Below are 24,318 nucleotides of genomic sequence, written 5' to 3' on the forward strand. Positions count from 1 at the left end.
CCGGTTTTCGTTAAGACAGGCACATTTGAAAAAGTTTTTTCCTGAACTATCCACGGTCAGAGAAGTGAAAAACGAAATTTTAGCAAAAGCACTGGAAATAATGTGGTTTTACCGTTACTACTAAATCGTTTCGATTTTTCTGAAATAATCCGGCATTGTGAATAAGTGGGGAGAAGAGACTGTCGATAGACAGCCTGTCTTCCCTGAAACTCAAGGAGATAACATTTGGGTCAAACAATTTTTGTTGCCAAAGAAACAGCCGAAGGGGAAACGCGCGTTGCCGCATCTCCGGAAACTGTCAAAAAGCTTATCAATCTCGGCTATAATGTGTCGGTCGAGAAAGGTGCCGGTCTCCAGTCCTTGATAAGTGACGAGGACTACAAGGAAGCCGGTGCAAAAGTCGTTGGTGCGAACGAGGCAAATAAAGCCGACATCATTTTGAAATTGCGCCGTCCGGATGCCAAGGAAATATCCCTCTATAAAAAGGGTGCCAACCTTATCGGCATTCTTGATCCATTCGGTCACGAGGATGATGTCAAGGCCATGGCCAAAGCCGGACTGAATGCTTTTTCAATGGAATTCATGCCGCGCATTACGCGTGCGCAAGTCATGGATGTTCTGTCATCACAGGCAAATCTTGCCGGTTATCAGGCAGTGATTGATGCTGCCGAATATTATGACCGCGCCCTCCCCATGATGATGACAGCTGCGGGAACCGTTCCGGCTGCCAAGGTTTTCGTTATGGGTGCCGGTGTTGCCGGTCTTCAGGCCATTGCCACTGCGCGGCGTCTTGGTGCATCTGTTACGGCAAATGACGTCCGTCCTGCGGCAAAAGAGCAGGTCGCTTCACTCGGTGCAAAATTTATCGCCGTCGAGGATGATGAATTCAAAGCTGCTGAAACTGCTGGTGGCTATGCCAAGGAAATGTCGAAGGAATACCAGCAAAAACAGGCGGCTTTGACTGCCGAGCATATTGCCAAACAGGATATCGTCATTACAACCGCGTTGATTCCCGGTCGTCCGGCACCGCGCCTTATCACAAAAGCAATGCTCAAAACCATGCGCCAAGGTTCGGTGGTGGTTGATCTTGCCGTTGAAAGAGGCGGCAATGTCGAAGGCGCCGTTGCCAATAAGGTTGTTGAAGTCGAAGGGGTGAAGATTATCGGCTTTACCAATGTTCCGGGCCGCATTGCCGCTACCGCTTCAAAGCTTTATGCGCGCAATCTTTATGCCTTTGTCGATATCATGACAAACAAGGAGACGAAGGCATTTACAATCGACCGGAATGACGAACTCGTGAAAGCCACATTGCTCACTTTCGACGGTCATGTTGTTCATCCCCGCTTTGCAGAAGAAGGGGTAAAAAAAGACGCCGATAAAAAACCCGCTCCGGCAAAAAAAGCCGATGAAAAGGGCGAAAAACCGGCAAAGCGTACATCCTCGAAATCTAAAGAACCAGCCGCAAAAGCGGATAAAAAACCAAATGAAAAAGGAGCCAAATAATGTCTAACGAGGCTCTCGACAAAGCCCTTCAAGGTCTCGATCAGGCCATTGCCGCTGTGCGCGAAGCTGGCGGCCAAATTTCCAATAATGCCGTTGAAGCCGTCCACAATGCGACAGGCGGTGTTATTGACCCGTTCATTTTCCAGTTTGCGATCTTCGTACTGGCAATTTTTGTCGGCTATTATGTTGTCTGGGCCGTCACACCGGCTCTCCACACACCGCTCATGGCTGTTACCAATGCAATTTCTTCGGTTATCGTCGTTGGTGCGCTGCTTGCTGTCGGCCTTTCGGCTTCAGGTCTTGCAAGCACTTTCGGTTTCATCGCACTGGTACTTGCAAGCGTCAATATTTTCGGCGGCTTTCTCGTTACCCAGCGCATGCTTGCCATGTACAAGAAAAAAGATAAGTGAGGCTTGAACCTATGAGTGTTAATTTTGCAGCCTTCCTTTATCTCGTCTCCGGTGTTCTGTTCATCATGGCACTGCGCGGACTTTCCCATCCGACAACCAGCCGGAAAGGCAATGCCTATGGCATGGTCGGCATGGCCGTTGCCATCATCACAACATTGCTGCTTGCCCGTCCAAGCTTTGGTGGCCTTGTCCTTATTATTATAGGTCTTGCCATTGGTGGTGCTATCGGTGCAGTCATTGCCCGCCGCATTGCCATGACAGCAATGCCGCAACTTGTTGCCTCTTTCCATTCACTCGTCGGTCTCGCTGCCGTTATGGTGGCCGCCGGTGCGCTTTATTCGCCGCATTCATTCGGTATCGGCGAAATCGGCTCCATCCATGGGCGAGCACTTGTTGAAATGGCAATCGGTGTTGCAATCGGTGCGATAACCTTTACCGGTTCCATCATTGCGTTTTTAAAACTTGACGGGCGTATGTCCGGTAAACCGATTATTTTGCCGAACCGTCACTTGATCAATATTGTTCTTGCAGTGGCAATCGTTGTTCTCATCGCCGCACTTGTCGGAACCGAAAGCCATCTGGTTTTCTGGCTTATTGTGCTTTTATCGCTCGTTATCGGTGTCACACTGATTGTGCCGATCGGTGGCGCGGATATGCCGGTTGTTGTTTCCATGCTCAATTCCTATTCGGGATGGGCTGCCGCAGGTATCGGTTTTACTCTCGGAAATATGGCTTTGATCATCACCGGTGCACTGGTTGGTTCATCGGGGGCTATTCTTTCCTACATTATGTGTAAAGGCATGAACCGCTCGTTCATTTCCGTGATCCTCGGCGGATTTGGTGGTGAAAGTGCCGGCCCTGCCGGAAATAATGAAGTTGAACGCCGCCCTGTCAAACAGGGTTCGGCAGACGACGCCGCATTCATTATGAAAAACGCCAACAAGGTCATTATCGTACCGGGATATGGTATGGCCGTTGCGCAGGCCCAGCATGCACTTCGTGAAATGGCCGACAAGCTCAAGGAAAACGGTGTCGAAGTCAAATATGCCATTCATCCGGTTGCCGGTCGTATGCCCGGTCACATGAATGTGCTGCTTGCCGAAGCCAATGTGCCTTATGACGAAGTCTTCGAGCTTGACGATATCAATTCCGAATTTGCCGAAGCAGATGTTGCTTTTGTCATTGGTGCCAATGACGTGACCAACCCTGCCGCAAAATCGGATCCATCTTCGCCGATTTATGGCATGCCGATTCTCGATGTGTCGAAGGCAGGAACAGTTCTGTTCCTGAAACGTGGTATGGGAACAGGCTATTCGGGCGTTGAGAACGAGCTGTTTTTCCGTGACAACACCATGATGCTTTTTGGCGATGCCAAAAAAATGGTCGAAAGCATTGTCAAAGCCATGGAATAAACCTTAAGATGCCGCCATCAAGGCGGCATTTTTTTAGAGGAACAATCATGGCAAGTTCAGCCGAACAGATGAGAGCGTGGCAAGGCCCGGCACTTTTGAGTTATGGTTATCGTCCGTTTTTTCTGTTTGCAAGTATCTGGGCTGTATTCAGCCTGTTTATCTGGATTTTCCTTTTTTCCGGCAAAGATGTTCTGGCAATCGGGATTGATCCGTTTTCCTGGCATGCCCACAGCTTTCTTTTCGGTTATTTATGGGCTGTCATTGCCGGTTTTTTAATGACTGCCGTTCCCAATTGGACCGGACGATTGCCCATTGTTGGCTGGCCGCTTTTGGGCCTCGTATCCATCTGGCTTATCGGGCGCATTGCCATGGTGCTTTCATCCGATCTGCCTGCAACAGTAACAGTCGGTCTTGATTTGCTGTTTCCGCTACTTTTCACCATCGCAATCGGGCGCGAAATTATATATGGAAAAAACTGGCGTAATCTCAAAGTGCTTATTCTGCTTGTTCTGCTTTTCTGCGCCAATCTGATTTTCGATTGTGAAGCTTTCAATGGCGTTTATGCTGCCGACGGTTATGGAGCTCGCCTTGCCCTTGCCATTGCGGTTTTCCTTATTGCCATTATCGGTGGACGGATTGTGCCAAGTTTTACACGTAATTGGCTTGCCAAACGCGGGAACACAAAACTACCGGCTCCACACGGGCGCGTTGACCAGACCATCATGGTTTTTACGGCTATCTGCCTCGTTCTGTGGATTCTCTTTCCCGACACAAAATTGACCGCCCTATTGTGCGGCCTTTGTGGCATTGCGAATCTTTACCGGCTGCAACGTTGGCGTGGTTTGGCAACTTTGAAAGAACCGCTGGTTTTTGTACTTCATGTCGGCTTTTTGTTTATTCCATTAGGGTTTATCGCTTTGGCGCTCGGTACATTCGGAATTATTCCGGGAGGGCGCGCACCTGTGCAACATTTATGGATGGCCGGTGGTATCGGCATGATGACAATGGCCGTTATGACACGCGCAAGCCTTGGTCACGCAGGCCGCCCGCTTACAGTTTCCTGGCCTGTTGTGCTGGTTTACCTTGCACTGTTTCTATCGGTCTGGCTGCGGCTTTTTGCCGGCATTGCCAATAACAATCTGCCGACACTTCACCTTGCCGGAACTTTATGGATTCTGGCTTTTTTAGGTTTCGTTGTGCTCTATTGGAATGTGCTTACCAAACCGCGCAAACCCCGCGTTCCGAATTGACATTGATGATCGGAAATACCCGCCGCAATCGTCTTTTTTGCGGCGGCATTATAAGCTTCCACCTTTCTTGAGAGATAATTTAGCGCATTTGCACTCATACATTTGCGCTTATAAATCGTGCTTGGATATTTGAACCAGCCCCTTTATCGCATATTGATGCGCAACTTGCCGCACGTTTTGCAGATCTGTTTTTGAAATTCGTCTGCCATTATCCGGATGACATCCATAAAATATATGACCTACCGGACGATGCAAAAGCCTCTCGTTGCCGTTCTGAAGAATAAAAAATGCAACGAAAGGAGGCTTTCCCCATTACAAAACCTGCGATTTCCAACTTTCGATCAATAAAGATCGCAATTGGAACGATTATGAGTGACCGGTTTTTAAAAATCCCGATCAGCCGTAAATGAGTTTATCCTGTTTTTTGCGCAAGCGTGCAATCCACTGGTCTTCATTGATTGCAACATTTTTTGCAGTAATCAATTCATTCTTCTTGATCGGTGCGGTAACTGTTGCCCCTTCAAGCAGACCACAGGGAATTGCCTCGTGCTTCCTTGCATCCTCGACTGTCATATTCCATGCGCGATAGGTATAAAGTCCGATAAAATCGAGCTTGTCACCAGGTTTCAAATCTTTTTTGGCAACGGCACACACTTCCGCAACCGGCCGGTCAAGCGGCACCATATCGGCCTTTCCGTAAAGCATGACCCGTGCGCAAGTAAGCGGCACTTCCATAGCTGTGAGATGATAAGGACGATGGAACGTGAAATAAGGCCCTTCACCAATTTTCAGGTCTTCCATACGTTCCCAAACGCGCGGATGGCGCATTTCTGCAACCACGAAAACCCCCGGTGAAACGCCCCGCCCGATCGAATAATCGACAACGCCGGCTTTTGATAAAACGCCACCATCTTTTTCAGGAATGAGCACCTTGTTCAGGCGATCTATGTCGGCTTTCGGGCCATGCATGCCGGGGCAATCGGGAACAAGGCCGGTTGCATTGGCAATGGCCGTCATTTCGACCATGGTTTTTGAACCATCAATGAATTCGACAAGCATACGCACATTCATATTGCGTTTTTGTGCCTCTTCTTCATAATGATCGGGAATTGCATCAAAATCGAGCGGGTTGTTTTTGCCCTTTCCGGCTGCAACAACATTATGCCCGAGTGCCGAAACAAATTCGATAAGCTCCATGCAGGAAGACGGCTCGTCACCAGCTCCAAGTGTGTAGATAAGGCCGCGTTTTTCGGCTTCATGTTTAAGATAAGGGCCAATTGTGACATCAGCCTCGACATTCATCATAACAACGTGTTTGTTATTTTGCAGCGTTTTATAACCGATTTCCGCTCCTGCCTCGGGATAGCCTGTCGCGTCGACGATAACATCTACAAGCTCGTTTTTTAGCAACATATCAAGATCGTCGGTGGCGGCAATTTTTCCCTCTTCGATTGCTGCTGTCATTTCCGACGCGTTGGAAACTTCCTTTGCATGCCCCGTTTCATCATAGGCAATTTTTGCCGCATCAAGCACCCGTTCGGGTGTGCGTGTTGAAACCGCTGCAACCTCTATACCATCCATATGGGCGACGCCTGTTAAAAGGTCGGTTCCCATTTCCCCGCAACCGACAAGCCCTATACGGATAGGCTTGCCACTGTCTTCGCGTTTTTTGAGGTCGCGGGCCAAACCGATAAGGGCTACATTGCTTGTCATTTCAAAAAATTCTCCGGTAAAAAACGATCATTCATCAACCCGACAAAATATTTCTATCATCGGGTTTTGCCAGTCGTTCAGCGCATAATCCTTTCTTCAAAGGTCTAATAACAACGCTAAAGAATTGCAAGGCTCGTCATTGATTGACGACAAAGAACGGAGGGTTAGGAGCAGAGTGCAGAATAACAAAGCTCCACATTTTCCAAACAAAAATTTGCGCGAAAATTATTTGCCCTGTATAAGCAGCTTGAATTCATGACATAAGCGGTCTTTCGCCAATAAGAGGCGACCGCAAAAAATATTGATAAGGAAAAACACTCATGCCCGGCAAAGTGACTGTTGACGATATTCCCGCTTCAATCGGCAAAGAAGTAGGCGTTTCGAATTGGCGTACTGTCACACAGGAAATGATTAACCAGTTTGCCGATGCAACCGATGACCATCAATGGATTCATGTTGACGAAAAACGTGCCAAAGAAACGCCCTTTGGCGGCACAATTGCCCATGGTTTTCTAACCCTTTCGCTGCTATCGACTTTGGCTTATGAGGCGCTCCCCGAGCTTGAGGGGACAACAATGGGTATCAATTACGGTTTTGACAAAGTGCGTTTGATGAGCCCCGTCAAAACCGGTGCAAAAGTTCGCGCCCATTTTGTTTTAAGTGATGCCGAAATTCGCCCCTCGGGCAGAATTGTTTTTCATTACGCTGTCACTCTTGAAATCGAAAATGTGAAAAAACCGGCTTTGACTGCCGACTGGATTACAATTGCCATGGTTCCGCCAAAGGCTTCGTAATTCTTGCGCAGTGCATATTCGTCACATTGAGCTGCACATATTTGTAATTTTGACCAGCTCAGATTTGTAACTTTAAGCAGCGCATATCTGGCAGACCTGTTTTTATTTGAATGGGACATTTCTTTTTCCCGTGAAAGAAAAGTAACGAGGCCCCTTCCGGCAACAGTGCTTTTACTGCCTTGCAAAGTTCAAGCACTTCTGTCTCGACATGTTAAAATGGCTTTCCGTATTGCAATATCATTGACAAAAAAGGGTTTGATCAATCCGGTGACAGCGGGCATTTGCCAATATTTTCTTCCATTTTGCGGTTTTTCTTGCTGATTTATCCCTTTTCCGCTTCAACTCTATTGGACCGGATATAGTGTGGGCGGATCTATTGCTGCCGGATAAATTTTTAACAAAGGCGATTATTTTTCAACGATTCATTCCTCGAACCAAAACTGTAGAAGCGAGTCGATTTTCATTGTTTTCATTCTAGATCTGGTCAGCCCCGTCACAATTTTTATTTGAATGTCTGTTACAGGAAAAATTATTATAGAAATGATGCCAATTTTAACGTCATTTTCGCGTTGTTTTGCCGGTTTTTATCGAAAAGCGGGAATAGAGAAATAAAAAGACAGCTATTTTTTTAAAAAACACAGCTTTTAGAAAACCAATATAGACAAGCGAACCGTTTTTATGGTATTGGCACCACAATCATTTAAAACCTTGCCTGAAAAGGCTTGGTCGTTTTGGGATATTCCCATTTAACAGAGATAGTAAAAACAAAGCAGGATTAAACGTGCAAGTACTCGTTCGCGATAATAATGTTGACCAGGCGCTCCGTGCGCTCAAAAAGAAAATGCAACGTGAAGGCATCTTCCGTGAAATGAAGATGCGCGGCCATTATGAAAAGCCGTCGGAAAAGCGTGCCCGTGAAAAGGCCGAGGCTGTTCGGCGTGCTCGTAAGTTGGCACGTAAGCGTGCACAACGTGAAGGTTTGGTGAGCGGGCGCGGTTCTGCTCATTGATATTCGGAATTTTGCTGAAATTTTTTGCCAGATTTGTAGAGTTTACTCTCGTATGGTTTAATTTATTTCGGGAAAGACCAATTTATGCGAAACTGAATTTCGCCTGACTTCAAGTGGAGATGCGCCGTGCATTTCCACTTTTTTGTTGTATCCAAGTCGTCAGACATGACGCATTTGACCCCGTGGAATTGTCTGTATCAGGATCGTGCCCGATGAAAAAATTGAAACTATCAGCAGTCTTTCTTTTTGCGGCTATCGCCTTGGCCGGTTGTACGTCTTCCAGCGGTGTTCTTGATCCTGAAGATGTTGCCCAGGGCTCGCATGAGAATATCTCTTCTCTGACAGCCGTTATAAAAGCCAATCCACGCGACCCTGACGGTTACAATGTGCGCGGCTCGGCTTATGGGCGCGCAGGTCGAAACAAAGAAGCCATTGCCGATTTTACGTCCGCTATAGCGCTCGACTCCAATTTCTATAAAGCCTATGCCAATCGTGCTTTGATTTATCGTAATACGGGAAATATGTCGGCTGCTATTGCCGATTATAACCGTGCTTTGGCAATCAACCCAAATTATGATGTTGCTTTGATCGGACGCGGCAATGTCTATCGTTTGAGTGGCAAGCTTGATCTTGCCTATAATGATTTCAACAGTGCCATTCAGGCCGGCACAACCGATGGACGTGCCTGGCATAACCGCGCACTTATCGAACAGGCACGCGGTGACCAGCAACAGGCCATTGCCGATTTCGGTGCAGCCATGTCGCGCCAACCCAATGCGCCTGCCCCTTATAATGGACGTGGTCTCTCCTACGCAGCACTTGGCGACTGGGATAATGCTTTTGATGATTTCAACGCTGCCATACGATTGGATGGCAGTAATGCTGAAAGCTGGTCAAATCAGGCAATGGTTTATGAACATCGTGGCGACAAGAAAAAAGCTTATGCTTCCTATACAAAAGCCGTCAGTCTTGACCCGGGTTTCAAACCGGCAAGAGAAGGCCAAAGCCGTACCCGCGGCTAATCATCGCCCGCGTCTTATATCGAATAGGACTGTGGTTACATAAAATTCGCAAGTTTTAAAAAACCGAAAGCCCGAACAGAATTTGTTGCGGGCTTTCGTTTTTATTTATTACCAAAATTTTCGCTTTTTAAACGATGCCACCCGTTTTTGTGGGTGGCATCAACAAAACGAAACTTTCCTACATTCTGAAACGGAAAATTGCTGCAAGCGATTGGTGATTGGGAATATCACTCTTGCGAACGGCAAGTACATGACCGCCATTGGCAAGAACACGGCTTGCAATCTCGTCGACCACATTATAGGTATCCGGCCCCTCTTTGCCGAAACTGACAGCTCCGGTTGTTTCATCAACAGTCCCGTGAACCATTTCATCCATATCGGCAAGCAATGTATCGATCTGACCGATCGTAGCTGCACGGGCTGCAAGCGCGATATCGGTTGTGGTCCGTCCTTCCGCTGTCAGATGTTCGAACCGCGAACGGATATCGGCCACTTGCCGTTCATAATAACGGTCAAGAACAGGACGCGCGAGATCCCCGATTTCTGTCGGATTTGCCCGATCAAGTCCGGCATTGACAATTTCTCCGATAAGGTTGTTGCCGCCATAAACCGAACGGAACGCATTGATCATTGCTTCATTTCCGCCAATAATCAAAGGAATATCCGGTCTCGTCAGATAACGACGCAAAGCTGAATCGATCAGACGGCAATATTGGGTCAACCGCACTGCACTATTGGAACTGATTCTCTCGTTACTGGTGCCGACAGCGCTATTGATGTCCTTGGGCATGTCCGGCACTTTGACTTCGAATGGCTCGATATCACTTGCAATTTCGATAAGTCTTACTTTCGATTCTGAAATAGCCACCACGTGAGCCGTATGGGCAAAGGTAATCGAACGAAGAAGCGGGCTCAACATGAACCGGTCTGCAATTTCAACAAATGATTTCAAACGGTTGGCAAGACGGAATGTCCAGATACGATCAGGGGTGGCAAGAACGGCGAGACTACGCGCCTGTTTCAACCAGAACTCTTCATAATCGGAAAGTCCTGTCAGAAGCGTTTCCAGATTTGCCAGACGCCGTTTATCTGTAAGGGATTGGGATTGTGCCAATGCCTCCTTCACTTGATTGGCATACTCAATTTTACTGGCACCAATTTCGGATGTAATCGGTGTCGTCGGCAAGTATATTGATACACATGCGTCGGCGCGCACCTCTCGTAATTTGTTAAAATCCGACATTGATGGAATATCGACATGCTGCATTGAGAAATCCCTTTCCTCTTTTGTTTACTCATTACTGATATGGGAACTCGACATGTCCAAAAACAAGACAATCAGGATTTTAATTTTACTTTTATTGAAAATTACACAACTTTTCCGGAGCCAAAGTCTATTTGACATGGAATTGGACAATAGAATTCGTTTTATGAAGCTTTTTTAAAGCAGCCTCGTATTTTAAAAAGCTCTATTTTTAAACGGCAAAAACGGTTCCGGATTTTCAAAATGAAAACGGAACTTTTTAAACCGCGCTATTTTTTAAGCAGGTCTTGCCTGCCCTGCGCGCGTTTTTATCAAGAGGCGGCCAATCCGGCCTGTTGGAAACAAGCCGTTTTACCTTGCCTCTCATAGTGTTGCGCAAAGGCCAAGTGTTGAGGAAAAGGTTAATGTTGAGGAAAAGGTTAATAGGCGTATTCCAAGAAAACCGGATCGACAGAACCACCCCAAACCGAATGGAATTTCGATAATAACCGTTCCGAATCGCATTTGCCTGTCATTGCAACTTCGAAAAGCGGATCCAGAAAACGCGTTTCATCATCACCATCGACGTTGAGTTTTTTGCGGTTGGCAAGGCCTTTGCGCGAAATTTCCAGAGCCTGACGGGCAATTTCAAGAATGGTCGTATTCCGGAAAGGCGTCTTCAATCCTTTGATGGGAACAAGATTGCGCATAGCAAGAACTTCTTCATAGCCCCAATCTTTTGTCATCTCATAGGCACTATCGAGCGCTTCCTTATCATAGAGGAGCCCGACCCAGAAAGCCGGCAATGCACAAATACGCCGCCATGGACCGCCATCGGCACCACGCATTTCCAGAAAACGTTTGAGCCGAACTTCCGGAAACAATGTTGAAAGGTGATTGATCCAGTCGCCCATATTGGCGCGGTAATCGTCAACTTTTCCCTTTAAAGCACCTTCCATGAATTGGCGGAATGTTATGTCGGTGCAATCATGGTAATGCCCGTCGCGTACAATGAAATACATCGGAACATCGAGTGCCCATCTTGCGTAATCGGCAAAGCCGAAATTTTCATTGAATACAAAGGGAAGAACACCCGAACGCCGGTTATCGGTGTCGCGCCATATTTCGGAACGCCATGACATAAAGCCGTTGGGTTTTTCTTCCGTGAAGGGGGAAGTTGCAAAAAGCGCGGTGGCAATGGACTGCAATTTCATCGAAACCTGCATTTTGCGGCGCATATCGGTCTCAGATGAAAAATCAAGATTGACCTGAATTGTACAGGTGCGATACATCATATCAAGACCGTGCTTGCCCACTTTGGGCATATAGTTGGTCATAATATGGTAGCGCGATTTCGGCATTTGCGGCGTTTCATCAAGACGCCATTTGGGGCTGCCACCAAGGCCTAAAAAACCGATACCAAGGGGGGCGGCAATTTCCTTGACCTGCGCAAGATGGGCATTCACCTCACGGCAAGTCTGATGAATTGTTTTGAGTGGCGCGCCCGAAAGTTCGAATTGTCCGCCGGGCTCAAGTGAAATGGCACCGGCGCCTGTCGGCTCTAACAAACCGATAATTTTTCCTTCATCCATTATCGGTTCCCACCCGAGCATCGCTTGCATTCCCTCAAGCAGTGCACGGATACTTCTTTTCCCTTCATAAGGAACAGGGCGGTTACCCTCAACAAAAAATGGAAATTTTTCGTGTTCGGTGCCGATTCGCCATTTGTCAGGTTCTTTCGAGCCCGCAGCAAGATAATTTACCAGATCTTCAAAACCGTTGATTGTTGTTTCATCTTCAATATCGCGCGCCATAACTCACAATTTCCAATTTGTCTTGATTTTACTCATCATTGAACTGTTTTCATTGCTCTTTCAAGTACTGCCTGCCTTACATTCGGTTTTGCCCGTCGTCACGCCAATCTCCCAATGTCGCATCAATAACCGTAAGGGCAGCAACCGCCGCAGTATCCGCACGCAAAATTCTGGGCCCCAATGGAATAGCGTGAACAAAAGAACAGCGTTTGAGTTGCGAGCGCTCCTCGTCGCTAAAACCACCCTCCGGTCCAATAAGAACAGCAGCGGGAGCCGGTGGTAAGCTTCTCAAAATTTCAAGTGGATTTTGTGTTTCCGCTGCCTCATCACAAAAGATGAGATAGCGCTCCTTTTGCCAGTTATCCAAAAGTGCCGACAATGTAACCGGTGAGCGGCAGGAACTTATTGACAAAATGCCGCATTGCTCGCACGCTTCGATAATATTGGCATGTATGCGCTCTTCATTGAGGCGGGTCACTTGTGTGAAATGGGTCATCACCGGCTGTAGGACAGAAGCCCCCATTTCTACCGCCTTTTGTATCATATAGTCGAGGCGGGCATGTTTGAGCGGAGCAAAACAATAGACGAGATCGGCGGGTTCGGTCTGCTCGCGTTCTTTGGCGACAAGTTCGAGCACTACAATTTTCTTTTTGATTTCATGAATTTTGGCGCGCCATTCACCATCTTTTCCGTTGAATAGCAGAACTTCGCTTCCCTCCCTCATCCGCAAGACATTTTTGAGATAATGCGACTGGGTTTCATTCAAATCCAATTTTTGGTGGAGTGACAAAGGTTCTTTGACAAAAAGCCTTTGTAATTTGTAATTGGCACGCATCACTTCTAACTTTCCTGACAGTTCTTTTTTAAATTCCGTTCAAATTCGGAAATGGCCTGACGATGTCCTGTTTATCCACGCTTTATAAGCTTTATGAAATATCCGCCCGATTTGAACATTCAAGCCGGTTTTCTGGCAATTTTGAAAAATCAAGATCAACAATATCGCGTGCGTATCAAAATTCGTAGTCACTTTTTACAGAAAGGTGACTAGAAACTTTCTAAAAATAAAACTAAATATGAGAAGAAACTACCTTCTCTCAACGCTGTCAAATTGGTGATCTCGTAAGAAAGCAGCTTTATAGTGTTATTCCGGACAAAGGAGAATTGTCTTTTTGCCCGCTTATTGTGTTTGTTTGAAAATATATGACTGTTAGCGTAAAACAACCGACTGTATGGGATGTCGTATTCTCGTTAAAAACTATCGCAGCGGCGGGTTTGGCTCTCTATATCGCCTTTTTGTGTGATCTTCCCAACCCCTATTGGACAATTACCGCCGTCTATATTGTTGCCCATCCTTTGTCGGGCGCTTTGACATCAAAAGCCTTTTATCGACTTCTCGGTACCGCAATCGGCGGTATGGCGACAGTCATTATTATACCGCATCTTATCCCCTCGCCGGAACTCACAACTTTGGGGCTCGCTCTCTGGCTTGGCGGTTGTTTGTTTGTCAGTGTATTGGATCGCAGCCCGCGCGCTTATGTTTCCATGCTTGCCGGCTATAGCGTCGGCATTATCGGATTTATGGTTGTTGACGCGCCGGAAACCGTTTTTGATTATTCGGCAAGTCGTGTTGAAGAAATCGGCGTCGGCATCATTTCTGCCGCGCTTGTCGGCCGCCTTGTTTTTCCCCGTCATGCAGGGCCGGTTCTTGCCGAGCGTATCGACAAATGGCTGAAAAACAGCGCCGACCTTGCCATTATGTATATTAAAGGACAAGGCAAAAGCGAAGACGCATTGCAAAGGCGCCAAAAACTCGCAATTGATGCTGTCGATTTGCGCGCTTTTACCACCCATGTCACTTATGACTCCTCCACATTGCCATCGACAGTGAACGCAATGCGTGTGTTACAAAGCCGCATGGTTTCACTATTGCCAATGGTGGCAAGCTGTAACGATCTCATCAACCAGCGCAACAAATTGCTCGACGAGCAATGTGGCGGCAAGAGCAACAACACCAAACTTGACGAACTTATCGGGGAAACATCTGCATGGTTACAAACCCATGAACCGATGAAGCCGGAAGGCATTGCCCGTATCAAAGCTTTGAAACAATCCGTATTGGATGATATTGGCCGCTCGAAAGTGTGGCTTGATCTCGTTTCACGCAATCTGACATTGCGCCTTGTCGATATTATGGAAATCTATTCAGACTGTCTGCATTTGCGCAATGACATCGTCAACGGCACCCAACATAAATTGCGTTGGCACCGTTTCGATTTTTTAGGAGAAGTAAGATCGATTCACTACGATTTCGGCATTGCGTTTCTTTCAGCTTTTTCTGCAATCCTTGCCATTTTTATTACTGTTACTTTGTGGCGTATGACAGAATGGACACAAGGCGCAACCGCTGCCATGATGACCGGTATTTTCAGCAGCCTTTTTGCAACGAAAGATGATCCTGTTCCTGCAATTCGCGGAATGCTCAAGCAAATTCTTCTTGTTCTTGTCATTGCCTTTGTTCTTCAATTCGGTCTTTTACCGCTTGTCGACGGCTATTTGCCGCTCATGCTTAGTCTGGCACTTGTGCTGATACCTGCTGGTGTCATGATGGCTATTCCGTCAAAATTTGCCATGGGCATGACAATGGCGGTGAACCTGCCCAATCTGTTATTGCTGCAATCCCGCTTGAGCGGCGATTTTTATAATTTTATCAATATCAACACGGCAATGATTCTGGGAATTATTGTTGCAGCCGCAACAGCTTCCATTGTCCGTTCTGTTGGAGCCGAATGGAGTGCATTTCGTCTCATTCGTGCAAGCTGGAACGACATTATCGAAGTGGCGGAAAGACCTACAGACACCAAAGCCTATAACGAACTTTTGCACCGCATGCTTTACCGCTATGGACTGATTGCACCCCGTTATGCCCTGATACCGATTCATTCACCGGTTCGCCAGACCGACATTCTCAAAGATGTGCGTGTCGGGCTTGATACAATCGAACTGCAACACTTAAAAGAATCGCAAGGACCGACCAATCGCCAAAATCTTGCCAATGTTCTGGAGGAACTGGCATTCTATTACCGTGTAAAAATCAACAGTACCGATGTACCAGATGGCAAAGAATTGCTGGAAGCAATAGACACAACACTTGATTGGACGCTTGCTCTGCCTGATTCTGAAGATCACCAGAAAATCTCGTTTGCATTAACCGGTTTGCGGCAAAATTTGTTTGGTGATGCCGAACCTTACAAAGCAGTCTTGCCTCCAATTTTCAAAGGACATGACTCATGAACCCTGAGGTCGATATTTATGGTGTCTATATTCCGACAATCGGAATTCTGGCACTTGTCAGCTACTTCTTGAATGTTGCCCTCCAACGTTTCATCTTACGAAAAGGGCTGGAACGCTTTATCTGGCACCATGCGCTGTTTGCCGCAGCAAGTTATTTCATCATTTTGAGTATTCTTTCTTTCATTGTAACGCGGATTTAACGGATATGAACAAGCTTATAGCCAATTCCGGTCGTATATTTTTCACCCTTGTCATGGCTCTGGTGGCCGGCCTCCTCCTCTGGCAGTTATGGAACTACTACATGAACGACCCATGGACGAGAGACGGTAAAATCAGTGCCGATGTTGTTCGTGTCGCACCTGATGTTTCCGGTTTTGTAACCGAAGTCCATGTGGTTGATAACCAACAGGTCAAAAAGGGCGATGTTCTTTTCACGATTGATCAGGCACGTTTTTCTTTGGCTCTGGAAGATGCTCAAGCGATGGTTGACAATGCAAAAGCTGCTCACGATCAGGCAAAACGCGACCTTGAACGCGACCAGAAACTTGATGACAAAACCATCACCCGCCAACAATTGGAAACGGCCGCTATGCAGGAATTACAAACTGCCGCCACTTTGCGTAAGGCAATCGTCCAGCTCGATACAGCAAAGCTTGACCTTGAACGCTCGACAGTTCGTGCTGCTGTCAATGGCAAACTGACCAATTTCTCGCTTCGACCTGGAGAATATGTCACGCAAGGTAAACCGGTCACCGCGCTTGTCGATTCCGATTCGTTTTATGCTTCCGGATATTTTGAAGAAAATAAACTCGACCGTATTCGCATCGGCAGTCGTGCAACGATCCACATTATGGGCTCAAACACTGTTTTGACCGGTGTTGTTGAAGGGTTTGCAGCCGGCATTGAAGACCGTGAACGCACACAGACGACAAGCCTTCTTGCCAATGTTGCACCAACTTTCAACTGGGTTCGCCTTGCCCAACGTATACCGGTCCGTATCAAGCTTGATCCGGTCCCTGACAGTGTCCATCTGGTATCGGGGCGTACGATCAGTGTCGCTATTGAAGAAAAGAAGCAATAACCGGTTGATTTTCGTCAAGATTTTTCGTCACTTAACTGCAACAGATTTAACTTTTTTTTACTTTAATCATGGAAAAGGTTTGTCAAAGTGCTGTTCTTTCATTGTCGAAAAATAAACTTCGCTATATGACAACACACAATTTGATATTTACTAATCACATTTGATCGGAGAGATAAAATGTCAGCCAAGAGAGCCACTCTGGTGACTGTTGCAGCTCTTTTCACATTTATTGTTGTCGCTGCAGGTATTGGTTCGGTAGGTGCCGGAAATAACGAATTTATGACCAAAGACGGCTATGGTGTTCACAACACCATGCACCAATGACGAAATGAATTTCCGGAATGAACTCTATCCGGATGAAGAGAGTTTGAAAAAGGGGCCTTCTGGCCCCTTCTTTTTCATATATCGCGCTTGATCTTCGTATTTGTCTTTTCGTTTTGAGAAAATCCTGATGAAAACGATCGTCACTCCCCATCCGGAATAATAAATTCCCCTCGATAAGAAGATCTAAGCCACGACCGCTCAAGCTTGAACCTACAGGCAAGCAAGCTTGAATGAACGGGTATAACAAATTCGGATTGTGTGGCTGAACGTTCAGATAGCGCTGTCTATATTTATGAGACGATTTTTTCAAAACCGCAGATAGAAGGCTCCCGCTTCCCACATTTCCGGTTACATTTTTTCATCACAACACTATGCTGTCTCGTTAGAACCCCTATGACGGTTTTGAAATAGCCTTTTGAATTTATGCCCTTTTTCCAAAGCCGTTTCAGGCTCGTCCGTGCTTGCTTCAGGTTAATCTCCGTATCACCGGAGCCAATCGGTAACAGTACAGCCCCCCCCACAAAAGAGATAACGCTTATGGATATTCAGCACGAATAGCAACATAGTGCTTAAAAATTCCGACTTTTCTGTTCCTTCCTTCCCCTAAGCGGAAAAAACGAAATACGAAAGAGCATTCGTAAGCAGGAAGAATCTATTCAGACAATTTTTTGGTAAAAAACACTACGAATACGGATAACGGCAAAACAGCAGAAACAACGATATTTAAGCCCGTTAAACCCCGTTTAATAAAGCGGCGCCACAAAAGACGCCACTTTTATCATGTCAATACAGTGGAAATTTCAACCTTGAAATTCGGCCGGATTTGGTCCCAATCGGCCATCGACTTTATCAAGGGCTGCAATCGCGTCATGATTGGCAGCGGTAAGCGCAAAGTCGAATATATTGAAATTCTCGGCCATACGTTCCGGTGATTGCGATTTCGGAATAGCGATTGTGCCCATTTCGATATGCCAACGCAAAATAATTTGTGCGACAGTCTTATGATGTTCATCGGCAATCTTTTTCAACACCGGATCATCAAAAAATTGCCCCCGACCGAGTGGTGCCCATGCTTCTGTCAATATATTATTTTTGTCGTGAAATATGCGTAATTGCTTTTGTTGAAAATGCGGGTGCAATTCCACCTGATTGACCGCGGGAGCAACACCGGTTTCCTTGATGAGGCGCTCAAGATCGACAATACGGAAATTGCAAACGCCGATTGAACGAACGCGGTTTTCCTGTTTGAGCCTGATCAAAGCTTTCCACGTTTCTACAAAAAGATCACGTGCTGGCAACGGCCAATGAATAAGATAGAGATCAATTGCATTCATATTGAGCCGTTTGGCACTTCCTTCAAAAGCGCGCATCGTATTGTCATAGCCTTGGTCGCTATTCCACACTTTGGTGGTAATAAAAATATTTTTGCGTTCGATACCTGAATCAGCAACACCAAGCCCGACACCTTTTTCATTGTCATAAGCTTTGGCTGTATCAATGTGCCGGTAGCCTGTCTTTATTGCCTGTTTAACAGCATCTCTGGTATCTTGTTCTGGAATTTTAAAAACCCCGAAGCCCAATTGTGGAATGGACAAGCCATCATTCATCTTAAGCAAGGGAACCGATATTTTTTGTGATAATTCTGGCATCTATTGTCCTTGAATCTCCTGTTAAAATGAACTTCGCTCCACATGCGTTAGCAACGCATATGGATTATTCTTCAATGGTCATCATAATGCATAATCCCTTGAATTGACAGCAAGGGAAAAAAGCTTTTTCATAACAAATAAAATTGATAGCCATATTTTATTTTTAAAAAACAAGAATTTTCTTAATTATTCGTCAAAAATGATTAAAAAATAAAATAAAAACAATCTATTTATAAAATTATTTTTACACCTTTTCCATCATCATTGGCAATCTATATTTAAAGAAAATTGTTTCAATAAAATATTATTTTATAATTTCATAAAATGAAATTTTCAGGCTTACGCACCGGTCCATGATATGAAGCAGATTTGCGAGCCTGTGCCCCTCCTATTTCTTTTACTGTAACTCAAAAAAGTCGAACGGTTTCACAAAAACTTTCGAAAAACGATTTGTTCAGATTTTTTAATATCGAAATAGGAAATCTTTATCGCATAAGCTCACTCGATCAGGGTCTCTCCATGATGAAATTCAATAACGGCAACTATCGGGATGAAGCCATATGCAAAATTCGACAATTTTTCTATTTTACAGAGCGTAAAATCGGACAATTTTGCTATTCTTTCTCCCTTCTTTAACCGGAGCTGACAGATACGGGAAAGCTCCACCCGAAAATGTGAAAGGGAAAATAGGCCTCTCGGATATTTTTAATTGGCTCATCGCTTGACTGTTATTCAAGCTATTCCGGTCAATCTTTTTGTCCAGTCTTCAATCTGGTGACTATCCAGTCTTTTTTGTGCAAGAGATCGCCAGCTCGGTGATAATTCTTCAAGGGACGCAATTTGTGATAATTCATCATAATCATTGCGTGTCACGTAAAAAGCCTTCCATATCCGATAAATAGTCCAATCTTCGTGACGTCGTTCGAGGAGTTCAAGCTCGTCTTGCAGAGTTACTTCACCCTCCTCTAAAACACGATAATACCAGCCTGTTCGCCCGCTCTTTTGTGTGCGCAGTGACATATCGGCTATACCGAACCTCACATTGAGCCGAAAACACGGTTGTCTTCCTTGAGAAACCTCAATGATTGCCTTGCCTAACCGGAATATATCGCCAACCGCGATATTTTTTTCACTCACGCCTGACGTTGAAAGGTTTTCTCCAAACGCTGTCGGCGTGTCAAACACCGCTTTATGCCCCAATTCTTTCTTCCAATATGCATAATGGTCAAAATCATAATGATGGACTGCCTTTTCTAGACCTCCATGATGTTTCTTGTCTGCCTGCTCATCACCGATAAAGCCGGTTTTGGTGAGTAAAAGCGGCCTATCGACCGGTTTTTTGTCGATTCCGCTTTGTAAGTTGTCAGGCCCGATAGACTTGATCGGTCCGACAGAGAGTGCCAAAAGTTGTACCATTTTTTGTCCCGCCAATTCCGTAAAAAGGCCTTTTAACAAGCCCGATAGTGCGGTTTATCGATCTTCATCGATTTCGTTATCTTTTTCAAGATCAATCCCGTCATCAGGAAAACCATTTCCTGATAACAAGAAATTCAAAGGTTTAACCAAGCTATTTGCAACGCAGGTGACATCCTGACACGAGGCATCGGAACGGGGAACTTTTTCAAGTACCGAATGAAGCTTGATCTGATAGCCCTTTTTCTTAACCCCATCATTTTGCAGATCGGCTTTTCCTTTTGCCAGAAGTCGCCAATTGCCGATAAACATAGAAGATTTGTCGATAAGCAGATTTTCATCGGTAATGGTTGATTCGATATCCCAGCGGTCGAAACCGGTGGAAACATTATCGGATTTTTCTATGTGGGTTTTATCGTCAGAGCTTATGGCTCTCCGGATCGAATGAATGTCATAACCTTTAAGAGTGCCCGATGACATATTCAACGTCAAATGCCCCTGCATTTTGGAAAGTACGTCCGGCCAACGGGTGAACGGTGCATGCATTGTCAATATGAAACCGGTTTTGGCAATAACCGGAAAGGGGCGCTCAAAAGCTTGTGCTATTGACTGGAGATCAAGCGAGTTTCCCGATATGCGCCCTTCAATACCGGCTTTGTCATTATCGCGACTGATCTGGATATTTGATTGTATGGCCCCGCCAAAAGCGTTGGCATTGCCAAGATCGAATATGCCTTTTCCGTTTCTGATCTGGATAGCGGCTGCAAGATTATTGAGAGTGACGTTGCCGAGTTTTGCTTCCGGTGCCGACATCCGTATATCAAGGCCGATGCGGTCAAGAACAGAAAGATCAAGAAATTCGTTTTTCTCTTCATCAGGAAAAAACGTCGCAATCAATGTATCAAGATTGAGCCTATCAAAAGCAAGAGATCCACTGACAAGCGGCAAGTCATCCTGATAGCCGGTGGCCAAAGCGCCACGCGCATTGTCCTTGTCAAAACTGAAAATGATATTGTTGAATTGCATGTGTCCGGGTTGGGCAGAAAAATCCGATTCCCAAACCAGCGGGGCCTTCAAGCCCTGTCCCAACAACTGGTGATAGCCCAACCAATCCAGAGTTTTGTTCCAGCCTGGCGAGCGGGCGGAAAGCCTGCCGTCGAAAATATAATTGTCCGAAAGCCGCCCCTTTCCTTCAAAAGTAATACCGCCACTTAAAGAATTGAGACTGGCTCTGAGATCACTCGTACCGCCGGACAACAATATCAGCGCCTGCATAGCATCGATACGTAAATCGGTCGCCTGCCCGTGCCATAACGCGTTGGCGCGAAAACTTGCCGCCCTTGTTGATTCGGGCCATTCGACAACGGCATTAAGAGCAGTGATTTTTTCAGCCATCCCGCCAAGACTTTTGCGATAAAGGAGTTCGCCATTTTCAATAACAATCCTGCCGAAAGGCTGGTTGAGAAGGCGTGTCGTATCCGGATGATCGGGATTTTTTTCCACAATTTCGCGCGCTTCACGAACCGCTGATCCTAGACTTCCCTGCGAACGGGAAAGAGTGTCGAAAAAATCCGCAACTGTTTTGACCGGTTCTTCCATAACAAAATGCGGATTGATGATGCGGGTCTGCGAAAACGAAATATGCCCGAGTAAAGCATCAAAGAGTGATAAATCGACCTCGATACGCTCCGCCTCCATAAGTGGAGCGGCTTCATCATTCATCGGCGTGAGCGTAACGCCGGAAAGTGACGCTTTGGGATAGGGAAAAAGATCAAGGTGCGGAGCTTCACGCAATTGCACATTATAGCCGGTCCAGGCACTCAGATCCTGCGCCAGACGAATCCGGATAGCATCGGTCGAGACGACAAGCGGCAATAACAGGAAAATTGCCACGCCGACAATAACCAGCAAAAAAATCAGAGCGCCGACATATTTTACGATTTTTTTGTGCACCTCGTCCCTTTACTCTCTATTAACCATAAAAGAATAAAACCGAATTACATTTCGGCTTCCAGTGAAAAGCTTGTTTCTGAAATGCCCTTGTTTAAATTTTTGCCGGGTCTTTTTGCCCGGCATTTTTTTAGATGAATTTTGACCGCACGACAATAACAATGGTTAAAAACCCGCCTTTATGCCCCGCTTAGCTCAATAAACATTTGGTTAGCGCAATAGACATTTGGCTAAAAAATGCAAAATTGTGTCATTGCGGCGAACACTGTGCCTTGGCAGTTCGTAATCCCCTTCATTTCCACGTGCCCGTGATTTGATGGTTGTTACAGCAAAATGATAACCGGCTGCTTTCACTATTTTGCGTATTGCTTCATTTTCATCGCCAAATGGATAGGCAAAAGAGACAAGTGGCGCCCCGAGCTCCTCCTCGAGCTTTTGCTTGTTTTCGACGATCTGACGTTTTGCTTCTTGAAGTGGAATATCTTTCAAATGCAGGTGGTCATTCGTGTGGCCTCCCACTTCATGTCCATGGGCGGCCCAGTCTCTCATTTCATCAAATGTCATGATTTTATTGCGTTCCGAACGCTCGTTATCCCATGAATTATCAAGCCCCATATGCGACGAGACAAAAAAATTCGTGGCACTGAACCCCAATTCGTCAAGAATAGGCATAGCGTCCTGATAGACAGATAAAAAACCGTCGTCGAATGTAATGGCTGCAACTCTGTCTTTTTTCTCACCCCGAATATAGGGCATTGCCTCTTTGAGAGACAAACCTTTAAAGCCAAGCCATTTCAGAACACGCATCTGTTTGGCAAAATTTTTAACAGTTACATAATTCGAGCGCCCCGGAATTCCCGCTTTGGGTGGCATTCCAATGTGATGATAAAGAAGAATGGGGACAGCCATCTCAACCTTCCTGACGTTTTGATAAAGCCCTGATACGATGCCGATAAAGCGGACGTGCGATTTCACGATAAAGGCGGGCAAAAAATGAATGTTTACTTTTTATTGTCGAGCCGCCTAGTTTTGCAGAAATTTCACGAACCACCGGCGGTAAAATAACCTCCGGATGAACACCGGTTTTCCAATAAAGTTGCTCGCTTGTGTCGACCGGCCGATCGAATATTCCGGTTGCATCAAGAAGTTTCTTGGCGGCATTGCGCCCGACAAGCTGGGCAACCTGCCCCAAACCGGTTTCTGTTGGCCTGATCAGTTTAATGTCATCTTTTTCGGCAATTATTTTACCGGTCTCGCGCAACCGGAAAGGAAAACGGATGAAACTGTCGCAATTACTGTTCTCAACTGCGAAACGGAAAACTTCATCAAATCGCTCGTCGAGGGCAACATCGTCTTCAACCACAAAACCGGCATCTAACCTCTCATCAATTATTTTTTGCCAGGCGAGCCTGTGGGATAAAAAACACGCAATTTCATTTTTTGATAATGTGAAAGGATAATAAGGACGATAGAGCTTTTTTTGATAAAAGCGATGAATTGTTTGATCATCCAGAGAAAGACTATCTATCGCATTTAAAACAATTGTCGGACATGGGAGATATTTCTTCAAAAGCGCTACCTGACTTTCCCGTTCATTTGCCCGTTCAAGATGAATAACAAGTGCTTTAATGGTTTTTAATGAACCGTTCATAGTTATCCTGAAAATCCGACAGCGGAACCGACAAGTTTTTTGTCATAATACGGATTGCATGAAAAGAAAACAACGGCGATCAATCACGCTTGTTACAAGAAATGGCAAGTTCCATCGTCTATACGCTCACGCACCCATTTTTCTTCTGTTGACCAGGCATGGTGTTTCCACCCCTGCCAGGTAAAACCGCAGATAAAAATTTCCCATTCCGACAAATCGAACTGTTTCAAACAATCCCAAATGCCGAGATAGCCGGTCGATGGAAACCATTCCTTGAGTTTATTGCCTTCAATGCCGATTTCAGCACAAGCTTCAAGATAGAACTGCGCGGATTTTATAACCACATCCTTGCTCGCCTCGCCAAAAACTTTGATAGCCTTGTCGGTCCAGTCAAGCCTTCGGTGTTTTAACAATTGCGAGCTTAAGCGGGGAGGTGCAAAATAAGTCTTCATAATATAGGGATGATAGACCAGTGTAATGAGCTCGGCCTGTTTAAAAAATTTGTATTCCAAAAACGATTTATCGCTAAGCTTCTGCTGCATTGGTTTGCCGGAGTTGCACATCATGAGACAGCTGGTCTTTGAACCACTCCAGCCGTCAAGCAATCTGGGACGGTTAAAGCGCAAAACATAATCTGCGCTATCTATCTCTTTAGACAAATCCCTCGGTAAATCGGCGTTTCCAACAACGATGAGTCGTCTTTTTTGAGTTCCCATATAACCAATCCCAAGTTTGACGCTTCACGCCCCCGCGCTTTTAAATGACCACACACAAGCGGTAATTTACTGT

Annotated in this window: 21 protein-coding genes; 11 read left to right on the forward strand and 10 right to left on the reverse strand. The window is 45.8% G+C overall.

Annotated features, from left to right (window positions below):
- Positions 1-225 precede the first annotated feature (225 nt).
- The 4 genes from H3S82_RS10745 to H3S82_RS10760 are packed head-to-tail and all read left to right on the forward strand — an operon-like array spanning position 226 to position 4,575.
- A complete protein-coding gene (locus H3S82_RS10745; RefSeq protein ID WP_198233002.1) occupies positions 226-1,503 on the forward strand; it encodes a Re/Si-specific NAD(P)(+) transhydrogenase subunit alpha in 1,278 nt (425 codons plus the stop codon).
- Complete coding sequence (locus H3S82_RS10750) at positions 1,503-1,913, forward strand: proton-translocating transhydrogenase family protein (RefSeq protein ID WP_077972772.1); 411 nt, start codon at positions 1,503-1,505, stop codon at positions 1,911-1,913. The genes H3S82_RS10745 and H3S82_RS10750 overlap by 1 nt, the downstream gene beginning before the upstream one ends.
- Before the next feature lie 11 nt (positions 1,914-1,924).
- The gene (locus tag H3S82_RS10755; RefSeq protein WP_198237158.1) at positions 1,925-3,325 is read left to right on the forward strand and encodes an NAD(P)(+) transhydrogenase (Re/Si-specific) subunit beta; all 1,401 of its coding nucleotides are present in this window, start codon (positions 1,925-1,927) and stop codon (positions 3,323-3,325) included.
- 47 nt (positions 3,326-3,372) lie between these two features.
- Entirely contained in the window at positions 3,373-4,575 is a 1,203-nt protein-coding gene (locus H3S82_RS10760) for an NnrS family protein (RefSeq protein WP_198233519.1), read from the forward strand.
- Between the two features lie 396 nt (positions 4,576-4,971).
- Here the strand turns inward: H3S82_RS10760 and H3S82_RS10765 are convergent, their stop codons facing one another.
- Complete coding sequence (locus H3S82_RS10765) at positions 4,972-6,288, reverse strand: NAD(P)H-dependent oxidoreductase (RefSeq protein WP_198233520.1); 1,317 nt, start codon at positions 6,286-6,288, stop codon at positions 4,972-4,974.
- Between the two features lie 320 nt (positions 6,289-6,608).
- On the opposite strand from H3S82_RS10765, the gene H3S82_RS10770 reads away from it, so the two are divergent.
- From H3S82_RS10770 to H3S82_RS10780, 3 genes are all read left to right on the forward strand, one after another.
- A complete protein-coding gene (locus H3S82_RS10770) occupies positions 6,609-7,082 on the forward strand; it encodes a MaoC family dehydratase (protein ID WP_077972782.1) in 474 nt (157 codons plus the stop codon).
- Between the two features lie 781 nt (positions 7,083-7,863).
- On the forward strand, positions 7,864-8,091 hold the full coding sequence (gene rpsU, locus H3S82_RS10775) for a 30S ribosomal protein S21 (RefSeq protein WP_077972783.1): 228 nt from the start codon (positions 7,864-7,866) through the stop codon (positions 8,089-8,091).
- A gap of 212 nt (positions 8,092-8,303) precedes the next feature.
- Complete coding sequence (locus tag H3S82_RS10780; RefSeq protein ID WP_078040050.1) at positions 8,304-9,113, forward strand: tetratricopeptide repeat protein; 810 nt, start codon at positions 8,304-8,306, stop codon at positions 9,111-9,113.
- 178 nt (positions 9,114-9,291) lie between these two features.
- Here the strand turns inward: H3S82_RS10780 and H3S82_RS10785 are convergent, their stop codons facing one another.
- The 3 genes from H3S82_RS10785 to H3S82_RS10795 form a co-directional block, all read right to left on the reverse strand.
- Positions 9,292-10,380 (reverse strand): hypothetical protein, encoded by a 1,089-nt coding sequence (locus tag H3S82_RS10785; protein WP_077972786.1) that lies wholly within the window; start codon positions 10,378-10,380, stop codon positions 9,292-9,294.
- A 416-nt stretch (positions 10,381-10,796) separates the two neighbouring features.
- Positions 10,797-12,170, reverse strand: coding sequence for a glutamate--cysteine ligase (locus H3S82_RS10790; protein ID WP_198233218.1), 1,374 nt, complete (start codon positions 12,168-12,170; stop codon positions 10,797-10,799).
- 76 nt (positions 12,171-12,246) lie between these two features.
- Complete coding sequence (locus H3S82_RS10795) at positions 12,247-13,005, reverse strand: 16S rRNA (uracil(1498)-N(3))-methyltransferase (protein ID WP_198233234.1); 759 nt, start codon at positions 13,003-13,005, stop codon at positions 12,247-12,249.
- Positions 13,006-13,370: 365 nt separating this feature from the next.
- Between H3S82_RS10795 and H3S82_RS10800 the strand changes: the two genes are divergently transcribed.
- The 4 genes from H3S82_RS10800 to H3S82_RS10815 all read left to right on the forward strand — a co-directional run bounded on the left by H3S82_RS10800 (position 13,371) and on the right by H3S82_RS10815 (position 16,866).
- Positions 13,371-15,461 (forward strand): FUSC family protein, encoded by a 2,091-nt coding sequence (locus H3S82_RS10800; RefSeq protein WP_198225877.1) that lies wholly within the window; start codon positions 13,371-13,373, stop codon positions 15,459-15,461.
- Complete coding sequence (locus H3S82_RS10805) at positions 15,458-15,661, forward strand: DUF1656 domain-containing protein (RefSeq protein ID WP_077972790.1); 204 nt, start codon at positions 15,458-15,460, stop codon at positions 15,659-15,661. Before H3S82_RS10800 ends, H3S82_RS10805 begins: the two co-directional genes overlap by 4 nt.
- Positions 15,662-15,666: 5 nt before the next feature.
- The gene (locus H3S82_RS10810) at positions 15,667-16,542 is read left to right on the forward strand and encodes an HlyD family secretion protein (protein WP_198233219.1); all 876 of its coding nucleotides are present in this window, start codon (positions 15,667-15,669) and stop codon (positions 16,540-16,542) included.
- A gap of 177 nt (positions 16,543-16,719) precedes the next feature.
- Complete coding sequence (locus H3S82_RS10815) at positions 16,720-16,866, forward strand: hypothetical protein (protein ID WP_188317729.1); 147 nt, start codon at positions 16,720-16,722, stop codon at positions 16,864-16,866.
- A gap of 800 nt (positions 16,867-17,666) precedes the next feature.
- Here H3S82_RS10815 and H3S82_RS10820 read toward each other — a convergent pair.
- The 6 genes from H3S82_RS10820 to H3S82_RS10845 form a co-directional block, all read right to left on the reverse strand.
- Complete coding sequence (locus H3S82_RS10820) at positions 17,667-18,494, reverse strand: aldo/keto reductase (protein WP_198233235.1); 828 nt, start codon at positions 18,492-18,494, stop codon at positions 17,667-17,669.
- Between the two features lie 753 nt (positions 18,495-19,247).
- Positions 19,248-19,931 (reverse strand): MOSC domain-containing protein, encoded by a 684-nt coding sequence (locus H3S82_RS10825; protein ID WP_198233220.1) that lies wholly within the window; start codon positions 19,929-19,931, stop codon positions 19,248-19,250.
- A 54-nt stretch (positions 19,932-19,985) separates the two neighbouring features.
- On the reverse strand, positions 19,986-21,881 hold the full coding sequence (locus H3S82_RS11430; RefSeq protein WP_198233221.1) for an AsmA family protein: 1,896 nt from the start codon (positions 21,879-21,881) through the stop codon (positions 19,986-19,988).
- 207 nt (positions 21,882-22,088) lie between these two features.
- Positions 22,089-22,787, reverse strand: coding sequence for a polysaccharide deacetylase family protein (locus H3S82_RS10835; RefSeq protein WP_198225872.1), 699 nt, complete (start codon positions 22,785-22,787; stop codon positions 22,089-22,091).
- Between the two features lies 1 nt (position 22,788).
- On the reverse strand, positions 22,789-23,529 hold the full coding sequence (locus H3S82_RS10840) for a glycosyltransferase family 25 protein (protein ID WP_198233222.1): 741 nt from the start codon (positions 23,527-23,529) through the stop codon (positions 22,789-22,791).
- 92 nt (positions 23,530-23,621) lie between these two features.
- Positions 23,622-24,245, reverse strand: a complete 624-nt coding sequence (locus H3S82_RS10845; RefSeq protein ID WP_198233223.1) for a glycosyltransferase family 29 protein — start codon at positions 24,243-24,245, stop codon at positions 23,622-23,624.
- Positions 24,246-24,318 lie beyond the last annotated feature (73 nt).

It is taken from the genome of Bartonella sp. M0192 (assembly GCF_016102305.1).
GTDB lineage: Bacteria > Pseudomonadota > Alphaproteobacteria > Rhizobiales > Rhizobiaceae > Bartonella > Bartonella apihabitans.